Genomic DNA, 17,376 nt, shown 5'->3' on the forward strand with positions numbered 1-17,376 from the left:
CACCGGACGCGCGCTACCCCTCCGCGAGGACCTCCAGGATCGCGGCGCCGTACCGCTCGCGCTTGGCGGCGCCGATCCCGCTGACGTCGGACAGGTCGTCGATCGAGGCGGGGTGGCGCTGCGCGAGCGCCCGCAGGGTCGCGTCGTGGAAGACGACGTAGGCCGGTACCCCGCTCTCCTTCGCGGTCGCGCTCCGCCAGGCGCGCAGCTTCTCCATGCGCGCCGCGGCGTCGGGGGTCAGCTCCGCGTCGGCGGCAGCGGCTGCGGGCTTGCGGGTGCGCGAGGCCTTGACCCGCACGTCCCGGCGCAGCCGGACCTCCTGCGCGCCTCCGAGCACCGGGTCCGCGGCCTCGGTCAGGCTCAGGGTCCCGTAGCCCTCGCTGTCGACGCCGAGCAGGCCCTGCGCGAGGATCTGCCGGACGACCGTGCGCCACTCGGTGGCGCTGAGGTCCGCGCCGACCCCGAAGACGGGCAGCTGGTCGTGCCCGAGCGAGGCGACCCGCGGCGTCTGCTTCCCGGTGAGGATGTCGACGACGTGCCCGGCGCCGTAGCGCTGCCCCTGACGTTCCAGGCGCAGGACGGTCGACAGGACCTTCTGCGCGGCGACGGTCCCGTCCCACGACTCGGGTGGGGTGAGGCACGTGTCGCAGTTCCCGCACGCGGGCCCGTCCTGGCCGAAGTACGCGAGGAGCTGGACCCTGCGGCACGTGACGGTCTCGCACAGGGCGAGCATCGCGTCGAGGTTCGCGCCCATCCGACGCTTGTGCGCCGCGTCGCCCTCGGACGTGTCGATCATGCGGCGCTGCTGGACGACGTCCTGGAGCCCGTACGCGAGCCACGCGGTCGACGGTAGGCCGTCTCGTCCGGCGCGGCCCGTCTCCTGGTAGTAGCCCTCGACCGACTTGGGCAGGTCGAGGTGCGCGACGAACCGCACGTCGGGCTTGTCGATGCCCATGCCGAACGCGATGGTCGCGACCATGACGATGCCGTCCTCGCGCAGGAACCTCGACTGGTTGGCTGCGCGCAGGGTGGCGGGCATGCCCGCGTGGTAGGGCAGCGCCGGGATCCCGTGCGCGTTCAGGTGCTCGGCGGTGGTCTCGACCGAGGCGCGCGAGAGGCAGTAGACGATGCCCGCGTCCCCGGCGTGCTCGGCCCGGATCAGGTCGACGAGCTGGGTGCGCGGGGAGTCCTTGGGTGCGATGCGGTACGTGATGTTGGGGCGGTCGAAGCTCGAGACGAAGGTGCGCGCGTCGTGCAGCTCGAGCCGTCGGACGATCTCGTCGGCCGTCTGCCGGGTCGCGGTCGCGGTGAGCGCGATCCTCGGGACGTCGGGCCACGTCTCGGCGAGCACCGTCAGCCGCAGGTAGTCGGGTCGGAAGTCGTGGCCCCAGGCCGAGACGCAGTGGGCCTCGTCGATCGCGAACAGGGACACCTTCCCCGCCTGCAGGAGACGCACGGTCTCGGGCACCCCGAGGCGCTCGGGGGCCAGGTACAGCAGGTCGAGCTCTCCGGCGAGGAAGGCCTCCTCGACCGCGCGGCGCTCGGGCAGCGACTGGGTCGAGTTGAGGAACCCGGCGCGTGCCCCGAGGGCGGACAGCGCGTCCACCTGGTCCTGCATGAGGGCGATGAGGGGCGAGACGACCACGCCTGTCCCTGGCCGCAGGAGCGCGGGGATCTGGTAGCACAGCGATTTGCCCCCACCTGTGGGCATGAGGACGAGCGCGTCCTGCCCGCGCAGGACGGTGTCGATGATCTCCGCCTGGTCGCCCCGGAAGTGGTCGTACCCGAAGACGGTCGTCAGGACGTCGAGCGCGGTGCGGGTCTCGGGCAGGGCGGATGCTGTCACGGGGTGGGTGCTTCCTTCACGCTCGGGTCGGCCGGGGTCCGGGGGATCGCGGCCCATCCTTCCTCAGGAGGCTGCCCGCGACCAGCACGAGGTAGGCGACGAGCAGCGCTGCGGCGCTCCAGGACAGCGCGGCGTAGGACGAGACGGCGATGACGATCCCGGCGAGCACCCCGCCGACTGCTCCGCCGAGGTTCATCGCGAAGTCGGACAGTCCCTGGACCTGGGTCCGGTCGGTCGCGGGCGTCGCGTCGATGAGCAGCGCCGACCCGGCCACGAGCCCGCACGACCAGCCCACGCCGAGCAGCACGAGCCCGACGGTCAGCCGCGCCGAGTCGTCGCTCGGCGCCCCGGCGACGATCACGGCCGAGGCGAGCAGGATCGCGCCGCCCACCACGAGCACGCGGGAGTGGCCGACCTTGTCCGCGGCCCACCCGATCACGGGGCTGAGGACGTACATGCCCGCGATGTGCGCGCTGATGACGATCCCGATGATCTGCAGGCTCGCGCCGCCGTGCCCCATGTGCACGGGCGTCATGGACATGAGCCCGACCATCACGAGGTGGCTCACGACGATCGCCGCGAGCGCGAGCTGCGCGGTCGCGGACGCGCGGATCACGGCCCACCCGGCGGCGAGCCCGGCGCGGAAGCCCGGGCGCGGCGGCGCCGGGGTGCCGGCGGGGCTCGGCACGTCCACGAGGCCCGACGGCGCCGCGTCGGCGGGTGCGCGGGCGGCGGTCCGGCTCGTGCCCGCCACCGCACGGGCCGCGGCCACGTGGAGCGGGTCGGGGCGCAGGAGCAGCCAGACGGAGGCTGCAGCCGCGGCGAACGCGAGGGAGGCGACGAGCAGCGGTGCGGCGGACGTGCCGTGCGCACCGTGCTCCCCGGCCGGGCCGGGCAGGAGGCCGAGCTTCTCGGTCGCTCCGGCGAGGTTCGGTCCGAGGACCGACCCGATGGTCGTCGCCCAGATCACGACCGAGAGGTCGGTGGCGCGGCGTTCGGGGCGGGCGAGGTCGGTCGCGGTGAAGCGGGACGCGAGGCCGGTCGCGGACCCTGCCCCGAACAGGAGCATCCCGGCGAGCAGGAGGGGCCAGGTCTGGAGGAGGGTCGCGGTCGCCGCAAGGAGCGCTCCCAGGAACGCGACGACGTACCCGGTGGTGAGCGACCGGCGTCGGCCGTGGCGTTCGGCGAGGCGTGAGAGCGGCAGGGCGACGATCGCAGCGCCGACGACGGCCGTGGTCTGGGCGAGGCCCGCGACGGCGTCGGAGCCCGAGAGCTCGGACGCGATGAGCGAGCTCACCGAGATACCGGTCGCGACCCCGATCCCCCCGAAGACCTGGCTTGCGGCGAGGACGGAGACGGTCCGCCGCTGGACGCGGTCGACGGGCTGGTCGACGGTCGGGTCGGCAGGCTCGGGCAGGGGTTCGGGGGTCACCTCGGCAGCCTAGTGGCGGGCGCCACCACCGAGCTGTCAGGGCGAGCATGACCTGGATCCCCCGCTGGTCCTGACATCTCCGTGTCGAGAACCCGCAGCACGGCCCGCACCGCCTCCCGCCCGGCCCGGTTCGCCCCGATGGTCGACGCGCTCGGGCCGTACCCGACGAGCTGGACGCGGCGGTCGGCGACCACGGTCGGCCCGTCCATCACGATCCCGCCCCCGGGGCCGCGCAGCCCCAGCGGCCCGAGGTGGTCGAGCGCGGCCCGGAAGCCCGTGGCCCACAGGATCACGTCCGCGCCCTGGTGCGTCACGCCGTCGGGACGGACGCCGGGGTCCCACGCCACGCCGTCGGGCACGACGCGGGAGAACATCGGCAGGCGCCGCAGGATGCCCGACGCGATGCCCGCCTCGTACGCGGGCGTGAGCGGCAGGCCCGTGACCGACACGACGCTCTCCGGCGCGAGACCCGCGCGCGTCCGCTCGTCGACGAGGGCCACGGCGTCGCGCCCCCGGTTCTCGTCGAACGGGCCACCGACCCACACGGGCTCGCGGCGCGTGACCCACGTGGTCGAGGCCGCGTGGGGAGCGATCTGGAGCAGGAACTGGGTCGCGGACGCGCCGCCGCCCACGACGACCACGCGCTTGCCCGCGAAGTCCTCGGCGGCACCGAAGTCGTGCGTGTGGAGCTGCGTGCCCGCGAACGTCTCACGGCCCGGGTACCAGGGCCAGAACGGCTTGGTCCACGTCCCGGTCGCGTTGACGAGCGTCCGGGCGCGCCAGGCCACGGGCCCGTCGGGCGTGGTCGCCTCGACGAGCAGCGCCCCCGACGCGTCGTCTCGCACCTCGCGCACCGCGACGGGCCGCAGCACCCGCAGGTCGTTGACCTGCTCGTACGCGCCGAAGTACCGCCCGACGGCGGTGCTCGCGCTCTCCTGCGGGTCGCCCGCGTCGAGGGCCAGGCCGGGCAGGTCGTGCACCGCGTGCGTCTGCGCCATCGTGAGCGACGGCCAGCGGAACTGCCACGCACCCCCCGGGGCGGGCGAGGAGTCGAGCACCACGAAGGTGCGCGGGGCTCCCGAGGCCGCACCGTCGTCGGGTGCGCTCGACGGACGGCCGTCACGCCCGAGCGGGACGAAGCCCCGCCGCCGCAGGTGGAACGCGGCCGAGAGGCCGGCCTGTCCGGCGCCCACCACGAGGACGTCGACGTCGAACGGCTGTGCCTGCGCGGACGAGGTGCTCACTCCCGTTCCAACCCCGCGGGCGCCGGGACTCATCCGGGACCGCCCGTGACGCGCCGCACAGCGGGCCGGGCATGCGCGCGCACCGCGGGGACAGCCCGTGAACGTCCGGTGGACCTTGACGGCCGCCTGGGTGTCCGCCCGGTGCGACCTGTGCGCAGCGGGCACCCTGGAGGGGTGACCCCGTTCGACGTCCTTCCCGGCGCGCCCCTGCCGGGCGCCTCGCTGCCGTCCTCGTCCGTGCCGCTCCCCGAGCCCGAGACCGGCGCGACCCTGCCCCCCGCGGTGCTGCGCGAGCTCGCGGGACGCAGCGACTGGGTGTCGTCGTGGTGGACGGTCGGGCTGCTCGCGGCTGCGGCGGTCCTGGTCGCGGTCCTCGTCGCGTGGGACCGGCGGCGGCGCGCTGCGGCGCGCCGCGCGGACCCCGGCGACGGCGCGGACGGCGGCGGCGGCACGGACGGCAGCGCACGCGGGCGCGGCGCGTGGCGCACCTGGGTGGGGACCGTCGCGTCGGGGCTCCTCGTGATCCTGGCGGTCACGGCCGCGGTCAACGCGTACGCGGGCTACGTGCCCAACGTCGCGGCCTTCCGCACCACGATGGCCGGGTGGGGGCTCGTCGACCCGCCGCCCAGCCACCGGGACGAGCCGTCGGAGCGCGACGGCTCGTCGACGGCGGGGTCGGTGACCTCGACCCCCGTCACGGCCCCCGACCTGCGCATGGCCGACGGCACGACCTGGGTCTACACGCCGCCCGGCTTCGACCCTGCGGCAACCACGCGCTACCCCGTCGTCTACCTCTTCCACGGCAGCCCGGGTCAGCCGAGCGACTGGTTCGCCGCGGCCGACAGCGCGAACGTCATGGACACGCTGCTGGAGGCCCGCCTGGTCGAGCCCATGATCCTCGTCGCGGTCGACGTCAACGGGAAGGGCCCCTCGGCGCGGGACACCGAGTGCCTCGACTCGACCACGGGCGGCGCCCAGGTCGAGACGTACGTGACGGACGTGGTGATCCCCTGGGTCGACGAGAACTTCCCGACCGTGCCCGACCGCGCGCACCGCGCGATCGGCGGGATGTCCTCGGGCGGCTTCTGCGCGCTCAACCTGGGACTGCGACACCTCGACACGTTCGGCGCGATCATGGCGCTCGAACCGTACGGCGACCCGGGTGACGGCGGCCGCAGGATGCTCGCGACGCGGCAGGAGTTCGACGCCAACTCCCCCAGCCACTACCTCCCCACCATGGACTTCCCCCAGCCCGTCGCGGTGTTCCTCGACGGCGGCACCGAGTCGCCCCGCAAGGACCGCGAGGCCAACCGCCGGCTCGCCGCGGTGCTCACCGAGCGCGGCCAGACCGTCGAGCTGCGCGAGGAGAAGGGCCAGGGGCACACGTGGGCCATGGTCCACGTGGGCCTGCCGTACGGGTTGATGTTCCTCTCCGAGCACTTGGCGCAGCCCTGAACCGGACGCTCGACGACCCGCCGACGACTCGGTGACCGCGCGCCCGACGTGATGGGATGGAGCCATGCGCTCCCCCCTCGAGATCGGCCCGCTCGACCCGGCCACCGCGGACGAGGTCCGCGCCCTGGCCGCGGCCGCCCAGGAGTCCGACGGCGTCGCCCCCCTCTCCGAGCAGCCCCTCCTGCGCCTGGGCGTCGACGACGAGGACCTCACGCACGTCGTCGCGTACGACGACGAGGGAACGGTCACCGGGTACGCCCAGGTCGACCGCGGCGGCGACGTCGCGAGCGCCGAGCTCGTGGTGCACCCGGCCGCGCGCCGCCGTCGGACCGGGCGCATGCTGCTGCGCACCGCGCAGCGCGACGCGACCCTGCCCGCACGCTCGGGCGAGCCCGGCCAGCACGGTGGCGTCCTGCACGTGTGGGCGCACGGCGACCTCCCCGCCGCGCGGGCGTTCGCGGCCGACGCGGGGCTCGTCGTCGTGCGCGAGCTGTGGAAGATGGGGCTCGACCTGCGGTCCGGGACGTGGGAGCGCCCCGAGGTGCCCGCGGGCCTGAGCCTGCGCACGTTCCGCCCCGGTCCCGACGACGCAGCGTGGCTCCGCGTCAACGCGCGCGCCTTCGCGCACCACCCCGAGCAGGGCCGCCTCGACCAGGCCGACCTCGACGCCCGCGTCGCCGAGGACTGGTTCGACCCCGAGGGCTTCTTCCTCCTCGAGCGCGCGGACGGCTCGCTCGCCGGTTCGCTGTGGACCAAGGTGCCCACCGACCAGCCGGGGGACGTGCGCGAGGGCGAGATCTACGTCGTCGGCGTCGACCCCGACGCCCAGGGCCAGGGGCTCGGGAAGGTGCTGACCGCCGTGGGGCTCGCGCACCTCGCCGCGCGCGGGCTCGACCGCGCCGTCCTCTACGTCGACGGCGACAACGCCGCCGCGACGAGGACCTACCTCGGGGCGGGGTTCGGCAAGGACACGGTCGACGTCCAGTACGGCCCGCCGGCAGTGAATCCCGTCACCCAAAGTTCACCGAGTGATGCCACCATGAAGTCATGACCGACTCCACCGTCCGTCCCGGCGTCCGCACCCCCGCGCGCCCGGACCAGCAGCCGGAAGCCGTCCGGGCGTCCAGCCCGCGAGCCGTCCTCGACCCCGAGCTCGCGGCGCACATCGCCGAGCACATCGCCGAGGAGGAACCGGTCACGGGCACGATCGACGTGGAGGTGCTCGACGCCGCGCCCCTGCCGGCCGACCGCTTCGCCGACCGCGAGCTGAGCTGGCTCTCGTTCAACCAGCGCGTGCTCGAGCTCGCGGAGGACGAGTCGCAGCCGCTGCTGGAACGCGTGCGGTACCTCGCGATCTTCGCGTCGAACCTCGACGAGTTCTTCATGGTCCGCGTCGCAGGACTCAAGCGACGCATCGCGACGGGCCTCGCGGTCACGGCCGCGTCCGGGCTGACCCCGCGCCAGGTCCTCGACGCGATCAGCGAGCGCGCGCACGAGCTCATGTCCCGCCACGCCGCGGTGTTCTCCGACCAGGTGCAGCCCGCGCTCGCGACCGAGGGCATCTCGCTGCTGCGCTGGGAAGAGCTCGACACGCGCGAGCAGGAGCGCCTGCACAAGTTCTTCCGCAAGCAGATCTTCCCCGTCCTCACGCCGCTCGCGGTGGACCCCGCGCACCCCTTCCCGTACATCTCGGGGCTCTCGCTCAACCTCGCGGTCGTCGTGGTCAACCCGACGACGGGCAAGGAGCACTTCGCGCGCGTCAAGGTGCCGCCGCTGCTGCCGCGCTTCATCGCGGTCGACTCGCGCGGGCGCCCGTCCGCACCCAGCTCGCAGGCCGCCGACCCGGACAAGGGCCCCACGTCGTTCGTGCCGCTCGAGGACGTCATCTCGCAGCACCTCGACCACCTGTTCCCCGGCATGGAGGTGCGCGAGCACCACACGTTCCGCGTGACGCGCAACGAGGACGTCGAGGTCGAGGAGGACGACGCCGAGAACCTGCTCCAGGCCATGGAGAAGGAGCTGCTGCGCCGCCGGTTCGGCCCGCCCGTGCGCCTCGAGATCGCCGACGGGATCAGCCCTCGCATTCGTCAGCTCCTCGTGCGAGAGCTCGACGTCGCCGACGACGAGGTCTTCAAGCTCACCGCGCCGCTCGACCTCACGGGGCTCAACCTCATCGCGGACCTCGACCGCGCGGACCTGCACTACCCGCGCTTCGTGCCGACGACGCACCGCTTCCTCGCGGAGGTCGAGAGCGCGAGCCCGACCGACGTGTTCGCCGCGATCCGCGACCGCGACATCCTGCTGCACCACCCGTACGACTCGTTCTCGACGTCGGTCCAGACGTTCCTGCAGCAGGCCGCGGCCGACCCGAACGTGCTCGCGATCAAGCAGACGCTGTACCGGACGTCGGGCGACTCGCCCATCGTCGACGCCCTGATCGACGCGGCCGAGGCCGGCAAGCAGGTCCTCGCGCTCGTCGAGATCAAGGCCCGCTTCGACGAGCAGGCCAACATCTCCTGGGCCCGCAAGCTCGAGCAGGCGGGCGTGCACGTCGTGTACGGGATCGTCGGGCTCAAGACCCACTGCAAGCTCTCGCTCGTGGTCCGCCAGGAGCCCGAGGGCCTCGTGCGCTACTGCCACGTCGGCACGGGCAACTACAACCCCAAGACCGCACGCCTGTACACGGACCTCGGGCTGCTCACCGCGGACCCCGAGGTCGGCCAGGACCTCACGCGGCTGTTCAACCAGCTCTCCGGCTACGCACCCCAGTCCCGGTTCCACCGGCTCCTCGTCGCGCCCCGCTCGGTGCGCTCGGGGCTCGTCGAGCGGATCGAGCGCGAAGCCGTCGCGGCTCGCGAGGGGCGCGACGCGTGGGTCAAGTTCAAGGTCAACTCGGTCGTCGACGAGACCATCATCGACGCCCTGTACCGGGCCTCGCAGGCCGGTGTGAAGGTCGACCTGGTGGTGCGCGGGATCTGCGCGATCCGCCCCGGGGTCCCCGGACTGAGCGAGAACATCCGGGTCCGGTCCATCCTGGGCCGGTTCCTGGAGCACTCGCGGATCTTCGCGTTCGCCAACTCGGGCGGGCCCGCGATCGCCGACGGCCCCGAGTCCGGGCCCGAGGTCTTCATCGGGTCGGCCGACCTGATGCACCGCAACCTCGACCGCCGCGTCGAGACCCTGGTGCGGCTCGTGGACCCCCAGCAGGTCTCGGACCTGATCGACCTCATCGACGTCTCGATGGACGACGGCACGGCCTCGTGGCACCTGCAGAGCGACGGGTCGTGGGAGCGGCACGCGGTCGGCCCCGACGGTCCGCTCATGGACATCCAGTCGACCCTGATCACCCGACAACGCCGGCGGCTGGGCATGGGTCGATGAGCTCGTCCTCGTTCGCCCCGCTCGTGGACACGCTCGGCCCCACGCACGTCCCCCACGCCCCCGTGATCGAGTCCGCGGGCGGGCTCGTGTGGCGGGTGCGCGACGGTGAGCTCCAGGTCAAGCTGGTGCACAGGCCGCGCTACGACGACTGGTCGTGGCCCAAGGGCAAGCTCGACCCGGGCGAGGCCTTCCAGACGGCTGCGGTGCGCGAGGTCGCGGAGGAGACGGGCAGGCCCGTCGTCCTCGGCGTACCGCTGCCGGGGCTCCAGTACCTCACGCCCGAGGGCCGTGTGAAGCGCGTGCACTACTGGGCCGCGCGGCAGGCCAAGCGGGTCCGCGACGCGGGCCCCCTCGCCGCGCGTGCGCCCGTGCCCCCGGTGTCCGTCGACGAGATCGACGACTCCGTGTGGCTCGGCGTCGAGGACGCGGCCCGGCGCGTGACCCGCAAGGCGGACCGCGGGCCGCTCGCGGCGCTGGCCGAGGAGTTCGCCCAGGACCGGCTCGCGACCCGCGTGGTCGTGATCGCCCGCCACGGCAAGGCCGTGACCCGCGCGGCGTGGCACGGCGCCGAGGAGGACCGGCCCCTCACGCCCGCGGGGCACGCGCAGTCGGCCGCCCTGGTGCCCGTGCTCGCGGCGTACGGCGTCAATGCCGTGGTCACGAGCCGGTGGAACCGCTGCGAGCAGACCATCTCTCCGTACGCCGAGGCCGCGCGCCTGGACCGGATCTCGATCGACCACCTGTCCGAGGCCCAGCACGAGCGGTCGCCGTCGCGCGTCGCACGCACGGTGCGCGAGCTCCTCGAGTCCGAGCGGTCGACCGTGCTGTGCACGCACCGGCCCGTGCTGCCCACGGTGCTCGACGTCCTGGGCCAGCACTCGCGACGACCGGTCGCGAACGCGCTGCCGAGCAGGGACCCGTTCCTGGAGCCGGGCGAGATGCTGGTCGCGCACGTCGCGGACACGGCCAAGGGCCCGAGGGTGCTCGCGGCGGAGAAGGTCGCACCGCCGCTGCACTGACGCGGCGGGTGCCAGAGCGGGCCGGCAACCGTCGTCACGCGCCGCGCAGGGCCTGCGTCGGCGAGAGCTTGGCCGCACGCGACGCCGGGTAGGCGCCGGCTGCTGCACCGACGAGCACCGCCAGGACGATCCCCACCACGCCCGCCCACAGGTCGACCTTCGGCGACATGCCGGTGGCGATCCCGTAGCCGAGCGTCACGAGCACACCGATCACCGATCCCGCCACACCGCCGACCAACCCGAGCAGCGCCGCCTCGACGACGAACTGGAGCCGCACCTGCCCGGACCGGGCGCCGACGGCGCGGCGCAGGCCGATCTCTCCGCGCCGCTCGAGCACGGCGATGACCATCGTGTTCACGATGCCGATCGCGCCGACCAGGAGTGCGATGGTCGCGAGTCCGAGCGCGAGCGCCCGATACGAGCCGTCGACAGCGGTCTGCGCCTTCTCCAGCCGGGACGGCGCCCCCACCTTCACGGCGAACGGTGCGGCGGGGTTCGCCGTGGCGGGGATCACGGGTCGGACCGTGGTCGCCTCACCGCTGCGCGTGCGGACGTAGATCGTGGTGATCGCCGCCTCGTCGACGTTGGCCAGGGCCCACCGGTCACCGATCAGGGCCTTCGTGTCGAGCTGGGGCGCGAGCTGCGAGGGCGAGAGGATCCCCAGCACCCCGTACCAGGCGTCGCCGATCCAGACCCGCTGCCCGATGCTGGACACCCCGAGCAGTCGGGCGGTCGAGGACCCGAGGACGACGGCCGGCAGCGCCGAGGTCGACTCGTCGAACCACCTGCCGTCGGCGACAGTCAGGTCCATCGTGACCGCGAGCTCCGGCTCGACGGCCGCGACCGTGAGCCCGTTGCCCATGGTCCCGGGGACGAGGTCCGTACGGTACGCGTGCAGGCCTTTGAGGTCCCGGGTCGCTGCGGCGCCCTCGACGGGTCCGATCCGGCGGATCATCTCCGAGGCGGTGCCGGGGAGCGGGACGACCCCGTCCGGGCCGTCGCCCGGAGCGACCTCGAGCACGTTGGACCCGAGGGCCTCGAGCTGTGCCCGCGTGTGCGCCTGGTTGGTTCCGGCGATTCCCATGACCGCGACGAGCGTGGCGATCCCGATCCCGATCCCGAGGATCGACAGGAGGGCTCGCAGGGGACGCGACCTCGGGCCGAGCGTCGCTGTGCCGACCATGTCGGCGAAGGACAGGCGCGTCGTCATGCGAGCGTCCCCTGGCGGACGTCCTGCTCGATCCGCCCGTCGCGCACGCGGACGAGCCGGGGCAACGACGCGGCGATCGTCTCGTCGTGCGTGATGACGACGAGCGCCGTCCCGCTGAGGCCCCGCAGGAGCTCCATGACGGACGCCCCCGTCGCCTGGTCGAGGGCGCCGGTCGGCTCGTCGGCGAACACCACCTGTGGGTCGTGCGCGAGTGCTCGGGCCACGGCCACACGCTGCTGCTCACCGCCCGAGAGCTGCCCCGGTCGGTGGTCGGTGCGGGAGCCGAGCCCCACGCGATCGAGGGCGTGCCGTGCGCGTTCGTGACGTTCCTTGGGCGCGAACCCGGCGTACAGCAGGCCCAGCTCGACGTTCCGGGTGGCGTTCACGTGTCCGATGAGGTGGAACTGCTGGAAGACGAACCCGAAGGCCCGCGACCGCAGGGCCGCCTTGTCGCCGTCCGTCATCGTCGCGGTCGATCGACCGCCCACGACGACGTCTCCCGTGGTCGGGCTCTCGAGGGTGCCCATGATGGACAGGAGCGTCGACTTCCCGGACCCCGACGGCCCGACGACCGCGACGTGCTCGGACGGGCCGATCTCGAGGTCGATCCCGTGGAGCACACGCAAGGTTCCGCCCCCTGTGGGGAACTCCTTGGTGACGTCACGGATCGCGATGGCCGGGGCGCCGTCCGTCGTCACGGGATCTGCACCCGGTCGCCCGCCTCGAGCGCGTCCGAGGAGACCTGGACCCGTGCCTCCGCGATGAGCCCGAGCTCCACGGCGACGAGCTCCACACGATCGCCCTTCGTCACGCGCTCGACGGCGTAGCCCCCTTCGGCGAGCGCGAGCAACGCGGTCACCGGGACGATGAGCGCGTCCTCCGCGACGTCGGTCGACACCTCGATCGTGACCGCGGACCCCGCGAGCGGGGCAGCTGCCGCCTGGTCGGCGATGTCCACCCGCAGGACCGTCTTGGCCCCTGCGCCGTCCCCGCCCGTACCCGCTGCGCCTCCACCGCCGTCGCCCTCCTCGCCGTCACCGGCGTCGGCGTCCGCCGAGGCACCGGGCGCCGAGCCTACGGCCGCGATGGTCCCCTCGAGCACGTCTCCGGAGGGGACACGGACCTGGACGACGCCGCCGATCGAGAGCGCGGCCTGCTGGGACGCCGTCACGGGCGCCTCGACGAAGGTCGTCATGCCCGTCCACTGCGCGATCTCGGCGTTGGCCGCCCCTCCGAGGCGGCCCGCGACCTTCTCGACCCGGATGGAGGGAGAGCTCAGCACGGTCACCTGGCCAGGCCCCACCGACTGCGCACGAGCGACCGCGAGCGTGTTCTTCGCTGCCACGACCTGCTGCTCGGCGTCCTTGACGGCTTGCTTCTGCACGGTCAGGTCGGGCGGCGCGTCGAGTGCCTTGCGCGCCTTCTTCGCGGCATCGAGCTGCGCCTGCGGGAGCGTGGTGCTCGCGCCGCTCGCGGCTGCCTCGTCGAGCGCCGTCGCGGCGTCTGCCACAGCGGCGTCCGCCTGGGCGATGGTGAGCGCGTCGGGCCGGACGTCCGCGGCGAAGAGCGCCTTCTTCGCGGTCACGACCCCCTGGTTGGCGGCGACCAGTCCGGCCTGCGCGTCATCGACGGACTTCTTGCCCTCGCTCGTCTCCGAGGGTGGCGTCTTGCCGGCGGCACGGTAGAGGGCTGCGACGGCGTCCGAGGTCTTGGTGTCGTAGACGTCGGAGGAGGCATCGCCGACGTCGTGGCCGAGGGCCGCGAGCGAGGACTTGAGGATGAGCACGTCCGGGCCGGCGTCCCCGAGCTTGAGCGCCCGCCACAGGGGGGTCGTCCCGGTCAGGAGGAAGACCGGCCTCCCGTCCACCTCGTAGAGCACCTGCCCGGCCGCGATCTCCGCCCCGGCCGCGGGGAGGGCCGTGAGGACGCCCTCCCCGGAGCCGGACAGCTGCGTGACCGCCCCGCGGGTCAGGTTCCCCGTCAGCCGCATGCCCGCCGAGAGCGCACCGCGTTCGACGACGGCGGTGCGCACCTCGGTCGACGCCTTCTTCTCGTCCTCGTCCGCCCCGGCGAGCCACGTCCCGCCGAGCGTCGCCGCGCCGATCACGCCGAGCGTGCTGAAGGCGATGACGAGCTTGGCGATCCGCTTCACGGGGCCTCCGTGCCGCCGTCGGACGGCGCTCCCCCGCTCGGAGGTCCCCCACTCGTGACGTTCGCGTAGATCGGTCCCTCGATCGCCTTCATGTACGGTGCGATGTCCAGCCCGCCGCCCTCGACCTTCACGGCGGCCTGGTAGTCGAAGTGGGGCGTGGGGTCGCCCGCGTCGGCGATCGGCTTCGAGCACGCGCTGCCGAGCTGCTGCGCCTGCTCGACCGTGAGCCCCTCGGGGATGACCACCATGTCCACGACCGGGTCGGCGATCATCGCGAACCCGGCGTCGCGGGCACACTGGGCCCACGCCCGGCTCGCCGCGGCCACGTCGTCGTCGACGAGCGTGTCCTCGACGGGGAGGTCGACCGTGGTAGAGGCGTCGAGCAGGTCCTTCGCGCCGGAGAACTCGGCACGGCACTTCTTGATGTCCGCGTCCCGGTCCTCCCCGTCGACTCCGATCGGCGAGGTGTCCGTGTCTCCGAGGATCTGGGCTCCCTCGATCACGAGGAACCCCTTGAACGAGCCCTCGGTCTCGGCGTGCACGCTCAACCCGACGTCCGTCAGGCAGTCCGCGTAGTCCGCCGTCTTCTCGTCGGCGTACCCCCCGCGCACGGCGCCGCCGCCCTCTTCCTCCAACGAGGCGACCCCGTCCGAGGTCGAGGAGCAGGCGCTCAGCAGCAGCACGAGCCCCAGGGTCCCGACGAGGCCCGACCGGGCCGCGGCACGACCGCGCGCGCCCGCCCTCACTTCTGCCCCTCGAGCACGTAGTGGTCAATCGCCAGCTGGATCTCGTTCATCGAGTCCTCCACCCCTTCGAGTACTTCTCCATGCTCGGTGACGAGCCGTTCCTGCGCCTCACCGACGGCCGAGAAGAACGCCTCGTCATAACCTGACTGCTGCCTGCACCCCACGTCGATCCTCGCCGCCTCGACCTCGTCGACGGGCGCCGGCCGCATGTGGGAGTCACCGGTTCCCGCCCAGCCCTCACGGGCGTCCACGGTCTTCAGCACCGAGACCCGAAAGTCGAGGGGCGTGCCGCCCGCGTCGCCGACCGGCGGATCCGCCTTCACGACGCACTCACGCCACCGCTCGACGCTCGTCGTGATGCGGATGCGCTGGTCCTCCAGGGCCATGTCCTGACTCTTGGCGTTGAGCTGCAGCAGCACGTTGGCGGGGGACGCGATGTCCGGCACGGGCCCGCGGGACTCCTCCGTGCACGCCTGCTGTGCTTTCGCGTATCTCTCTTCCTCACCGGGTGGAATACTCCCGGAAAGATCAGCCGGCGGCTCGATCAAACGCGGGTCCCTCGGCGCCCGATAGCCGAATTCTTCGACAACGTCCCGCTCGAGGTTCGGATATCCCAGAGCGCTGAACGCGTGCACCGCGGGCTGATTCACGTCCCATGTCCCCACCGTGTATTCCAGCCCGGACTCCGCCATGCATTCAGCCATGAATGCGTCGACCGCAGCACCGTAGAGCGCGAGGTCGACGAAGCGACTCTCGAGCGGGAGGGCGAAGGGTGAGTCGAACCGGCCAGACGCGGCCTCGCCGCCTGCCGCCGCTCCGGAGCACCCGGAGAGCAGCAGGACGGCGAGGGCGCACCCGGCCGTGAGTCGCACAGACCTCACGGAACCGTCGCGTCTCAGATAAACCGTGCCGACGTGATCGAGTCCTGGAGCCACGAGCCGGCCAGGTCCGACGACACGTAGCCACGGTTCAGGACCCAGGTCCTGCCGGTGTAGTTGAGGTCCTGGGACCAGGCGGCGTTGGACGTACGTCCACTGTTCTTGAGCGAGCTGGCCATGTCGTCGAACCCGAAGTTCCGCATGTCGGGGATCCCGTACTGGAACGACACCTTCTTGCCGACGTTGCCCGGGTTGTAGTTCGCGTGCTCCCATGCACACGCATAGCCGGCGGAGCAGACGGACGAGGCCGAGGCGGGCGCGGCGGCGACGACGCCACCCCCTCCGATGGCGGCAGCGACTGCTGCTGCGGCCACGAGCTTGCTGATCTTGCGCATACGATATCCCCCAAATGTATCGAGTGAACAAAAGATCTCCGAGAGCGATCCGGCACCTCAACTGTGCCGGCGGGCGTCCGGAGAAGTCCCAATAATGACCGACCGGTAGTGAAGTTTCGGAGCCATTCGTTGGCGACCTCGGGAAGCCTATTGGGCCCCTTCAGAGCGTGTCAAGGACACATTCTGCTTCACTTCGTCACGGAAAAGCTCGCACCTGCCACGAGCATGGTCCGGAGCAAGAAGAGATGCCGTCCGACCACCTGGGACACGGCGACGAGCGGAAGAGGGCGTCGCACGGCGCGGCCGCGGGCCCCACGGCGCGGCGACCGGGCAACACGACGGGGATTCGGGCGGCACGACGGGGCATTCGGGCGGCACGGCGCGCACCGAGCGACACCGCTGCTCACGATGCTCTCCCCGAGGGAGACGCGTCCCGGGCGTGCCCTCGGCTCGCGATACGGGAAGGGTGCACGCCGACGTGAGCGACGCGCGGCCGGGCCGGGCCCTGCGTCCGGCGTCGTCGTTCAGGAGCGGCCGCTCTGGACCTGGTCGCCGAGCGTCGCGCTCCCGGTCGCGCGGACCGCGACGCACCGCCCGGCGACCTGGTCGGTTCAGAGCAGGATCGGCGACAGGATCCAGTACATGATCGCGGCCACGAGCGCGGCGGCGGGGATCGTCAGGACCCACGCGATGCCGATGTTCTTGGCGACGCCCCAGCGCACGGCCGACAGGCGCTTGGTCGCGCCGACGCCCATGATCGCGGACGTGATGGTGTGCGTCGTGGAGACCGGGGCGTGCAACGCGAACGCGTTGACGTAGAGCACGATCGCGGAGACGGACTCGGCGACGAACCCGCGCGCCGGGTCCAGCTCGATGATCTTGCGGCCGAGGGTCCGCATGATGCGCCAGCCGCCCGAGTAGGTCCCGGCGGAGATCGCGGCGGCCGCGGCGAGCTTGACCCACAGCGGGATGCCCTCGTCGGGGCTGGCCCAGCCGACCGTCAGGAGCGCCATGAAGATGACGCCCATGGTCTTCTGCGCGTCCTGCAGGCCGTGGCCCAGGGCCATGGCCGCGGCGGACACGGTCTGCGCGAGGCGGAAGCGGCGCGTGGTCTTGGAGGGGGCCGCGCGGCGGAACGCCCACAGCAGGCCGACCATGACGATGAACGCGAGGCCGAAGCCCACGAGCGGGGAGAAGATCATCGGCAGGACGACCTTGTCGACGATCGAGGCGCCGTAGATCGCGAGCCCGCCCGCGAGCCCGGCGCCCACGAGGCCGCCGATGAGCGCGTGCGTCGAGGACGACGGGAGCCCGAACCACCACGTGATGAGGTTCCACACGATCGCGCCGACCAGGGCGCACAGCACCACGACGAGCGCCGTGTGCGGTGGCACGTCCTCGAGGTCGACGATCGAGGTCGCGATGGTCTCGGCGACCTCGGTCCCCAGGAGTGCGCCGGCGAAGTTCATGACTGCCGCCATGATGAGCGCGGCGCGCGGCGTGAGGGCCCTCGTCGAGACGGATGTGGCGATCGCGTTGGCCGCGTCGTGGAATCCGTTCGTGTAGTCGAAGCTCAGCGCGAGCGCGACGACGAGGACGACCAGAGCGAATTCCACGG

At 72.8% G+C, this 17,376-nt stretch carries 14 protein-coding genes; 4 read left to right on the forward strand and 10 right to left on the reverse strand.

What is annotated here, in order from left to right; all coding sequences use genetic code 11:
* Nucleotides 1-13 precede the first annotated feature (13 nt).
* From recQ to ACZDYF_RS13610, 3 genes are read right to left on the reverse strand one after another with little or no spacing between them, the layout of a single operon-like run.
* Complete coding sequence (gene recQ, locus ACZDYF_RS13600) at nt 14-1,903, reverse strand: DNA helicase RecQ (RefSeq protein WP_475057764.1); 1,890 nt, start codon at nt 1,901-1,903, stop codon at nt 14-16.
* A complete protein-coding gene (locus tag ACZDYF_RS13605; RefSeq protein WP_475057767.1) occupies nt 1,863-3,278 on the reverse strand; it encodes an MFS transporter in 1,416 nt (471 codons plus the stop codon). Before ACZDYF_RS13605 ends, recQ begins: the two co-directional genes overlap by 41 nt.
* A complete protein-coding gene (locus tag ACZDYF_RS13610) occupies nt 3,275-4,522 on the reverse strand; it encodes an NAD(P)-binding domain-containing protein (RefSeq protein ID WP_475057772.1) in 1,248 nt (415 codons plus the stop codon). Before ACZDYF_RS13610 ends, ACZDYF_RS13605 begins: the two co-directional genes overlap by 4 nt.
* 174 nt (nt 4,523-4,696) lie before the next feature.
* On the opposite strand from ACZDYF_RS13610, the gene ACZDYF_RS13615 reads away from it, so the two are divergent.
* From ACZDYF_RS13615 to ACZDYF_RS13630, 4 genes are all read left to right on the forward strand, one after another.
* Nucleotides 4,697-5,977 carry an alpha/beta hydrolase gene (locus ACZDYF_RS13615; protein WP_475057775.1) on the forward strand — a complete coding sequence of 427 codons (1,281 nt, stop codon included), beginning with the start codon at nt 4,697-4,699 and terminating at the stop codon, nt 5,975-5,977.
* A gap of 64 nt (nt 5,978-6,041) precedes the next feature.
* Nucleotides 6,042-7,028: a mycothiol synthase gene (gene mshD, locus ACZDYF_RS13620; RefSeq protein ID WP_475057778.1), complete on the forward strand. Its 987-nt coding sequence runs from the start codon at nt 6,042-6,044 to the stop codon at nt 7,026-7,028.
* Entirely contained in the window at nt 7,025-9,358 is a 2,334-nt protein-coding gene (locus ACZDYF_RS13625; RefSeq protein WP_239527323.1) for an RNA degradosome polyphosphate kinase, read from the forward strand. Before mshD ends, ACZDYF_RS13625 begins: the two co-directional genes overlap by 4 nt.
* Nucleotides 9,355-10,377, forward strand: coding sequence for an NUDIX hydrolase (locus tag ACZDYF_RS13630; protein WP_364076725.1), 1,023 nt, complete (start codon nt 9,355-9,357; stop codon nt 10,375-10,377). The genes ACZDYF_RS13625 and ACZDYF_RS13630 overlap by 4 nt, the downstream gene beginning before the upstream one ends.
* A 34-nt stretch (nt 10,378-10,411) precedes the next feature.
* Here the strand turns inward: ACZDYF_RS13630 and ACZDYF_RS13635 are convergent, their stop codons facing one another.
* The 7 genes from ACZDYF_RS13635 to ACZDYF_RS13665 all read right to left on the reverse strand — a co-directional run bounded on the left by ACZDYF_RS13635 (nt 10,412) and on the right by ACZDYF_RS13665 (nt 17,374).
* Nucleotides 10,412-11,587 (reverse strand): ABC transporter permease, encoded by a 1,176-nt coding sequence (locus ACZDYF_RS13635; protein WP_475057783.1) that lies wholly within the window; start codon nt 11,585-11,587, stop codon nt 10,412-10,414.
* The gene (locus ACZDYF_RS13640; protein WP_191792130.1) at nt 11,584-12,285 is read right to left on the reverse strand and encodes an ABC transporter ATP-binding protein; all 702 of its coding nucleotides are present in this window, start codon (nt 12,283-12,285) and stop codon (nt 11,584-11,586) included. Before ACZDYF_RS13640 ends, ACZDYF_RS13635 begins: the two co-directional genes overlap by 4 nt.
* Entirely contained in the window at nt 12,282-13,739 is a 1,458-nt protein-coding gene (locus tag ACZDYF_RS13645; protein ID WP_475057790.1) for an efflux RND transporter periplasmic adaptor subunit, read from the reverse strand. Before ACZDYF_RS13645 ends, ACZDYF_RS13640 begins: the two co-directional genes overlap by 4 nt.
* Nucleotides 13,736-14,485 carry a hypothetical protein gene (locus ACZDYF_RS13650; RefSeq protein WP_191792128.1) on the reverse strand — a complete coding sequence of 250 codons (750 nt, stop codon included), beginning with the start codon at nt 14,483-14,485 and terminating at the stop codon, nt 13,736-13,738. Before ACZDYF_RS13650 ends, ACZDYF_RS13645 begins: the two co-directional genes overlap by 4 nt.
* A complete protein-coding gene (locus ACZDYF_RS13655; protein WP_364076736.1) occupies nt 14,482-15,357 on the reverse strand; it encodes a hypothetical protein in 876 nt (291 codons plus the stop codon). Before ACZDYF_RS13655 ends, ACZDYF_RS13650 begins: the two co-directional genes overlap by 4 nt.
* A 23-nt stretch (nt 15,358-15,380) precedes the next feature.
* The gene (locus tag ACZDYF_RS13660; protein ID WP_475057795.1) at nt 15,381-15,758 is read right to left on the reverse strand and encodes a peptidase inhibitor family I36 protein; all 378 of its coding nucleotides are present in this window, start codon (nt 15,756-15,758) and stop codon (nt 15,381-15,383) included.
* 611 nt (nt 15,759-16,369) lie between these two features.
* On the reverse strand, nt 16,370-17,374 hold the full coding sequence (locus ACZDYF_RS13665) for an inorganic phosphate transporter (RefSeq protein WP_138826192.1): 1,005 nt from the start codon (nt 17,372-17,374) through the stop codon (nt 16,370-16,372).
* Nucleotides 17,375-17,376 lie beyond the last annotated feature (2 nt).

The sequence above is a fragment of the Oerskovia sp. PE-21s genome (assembly GCF_056158145.1).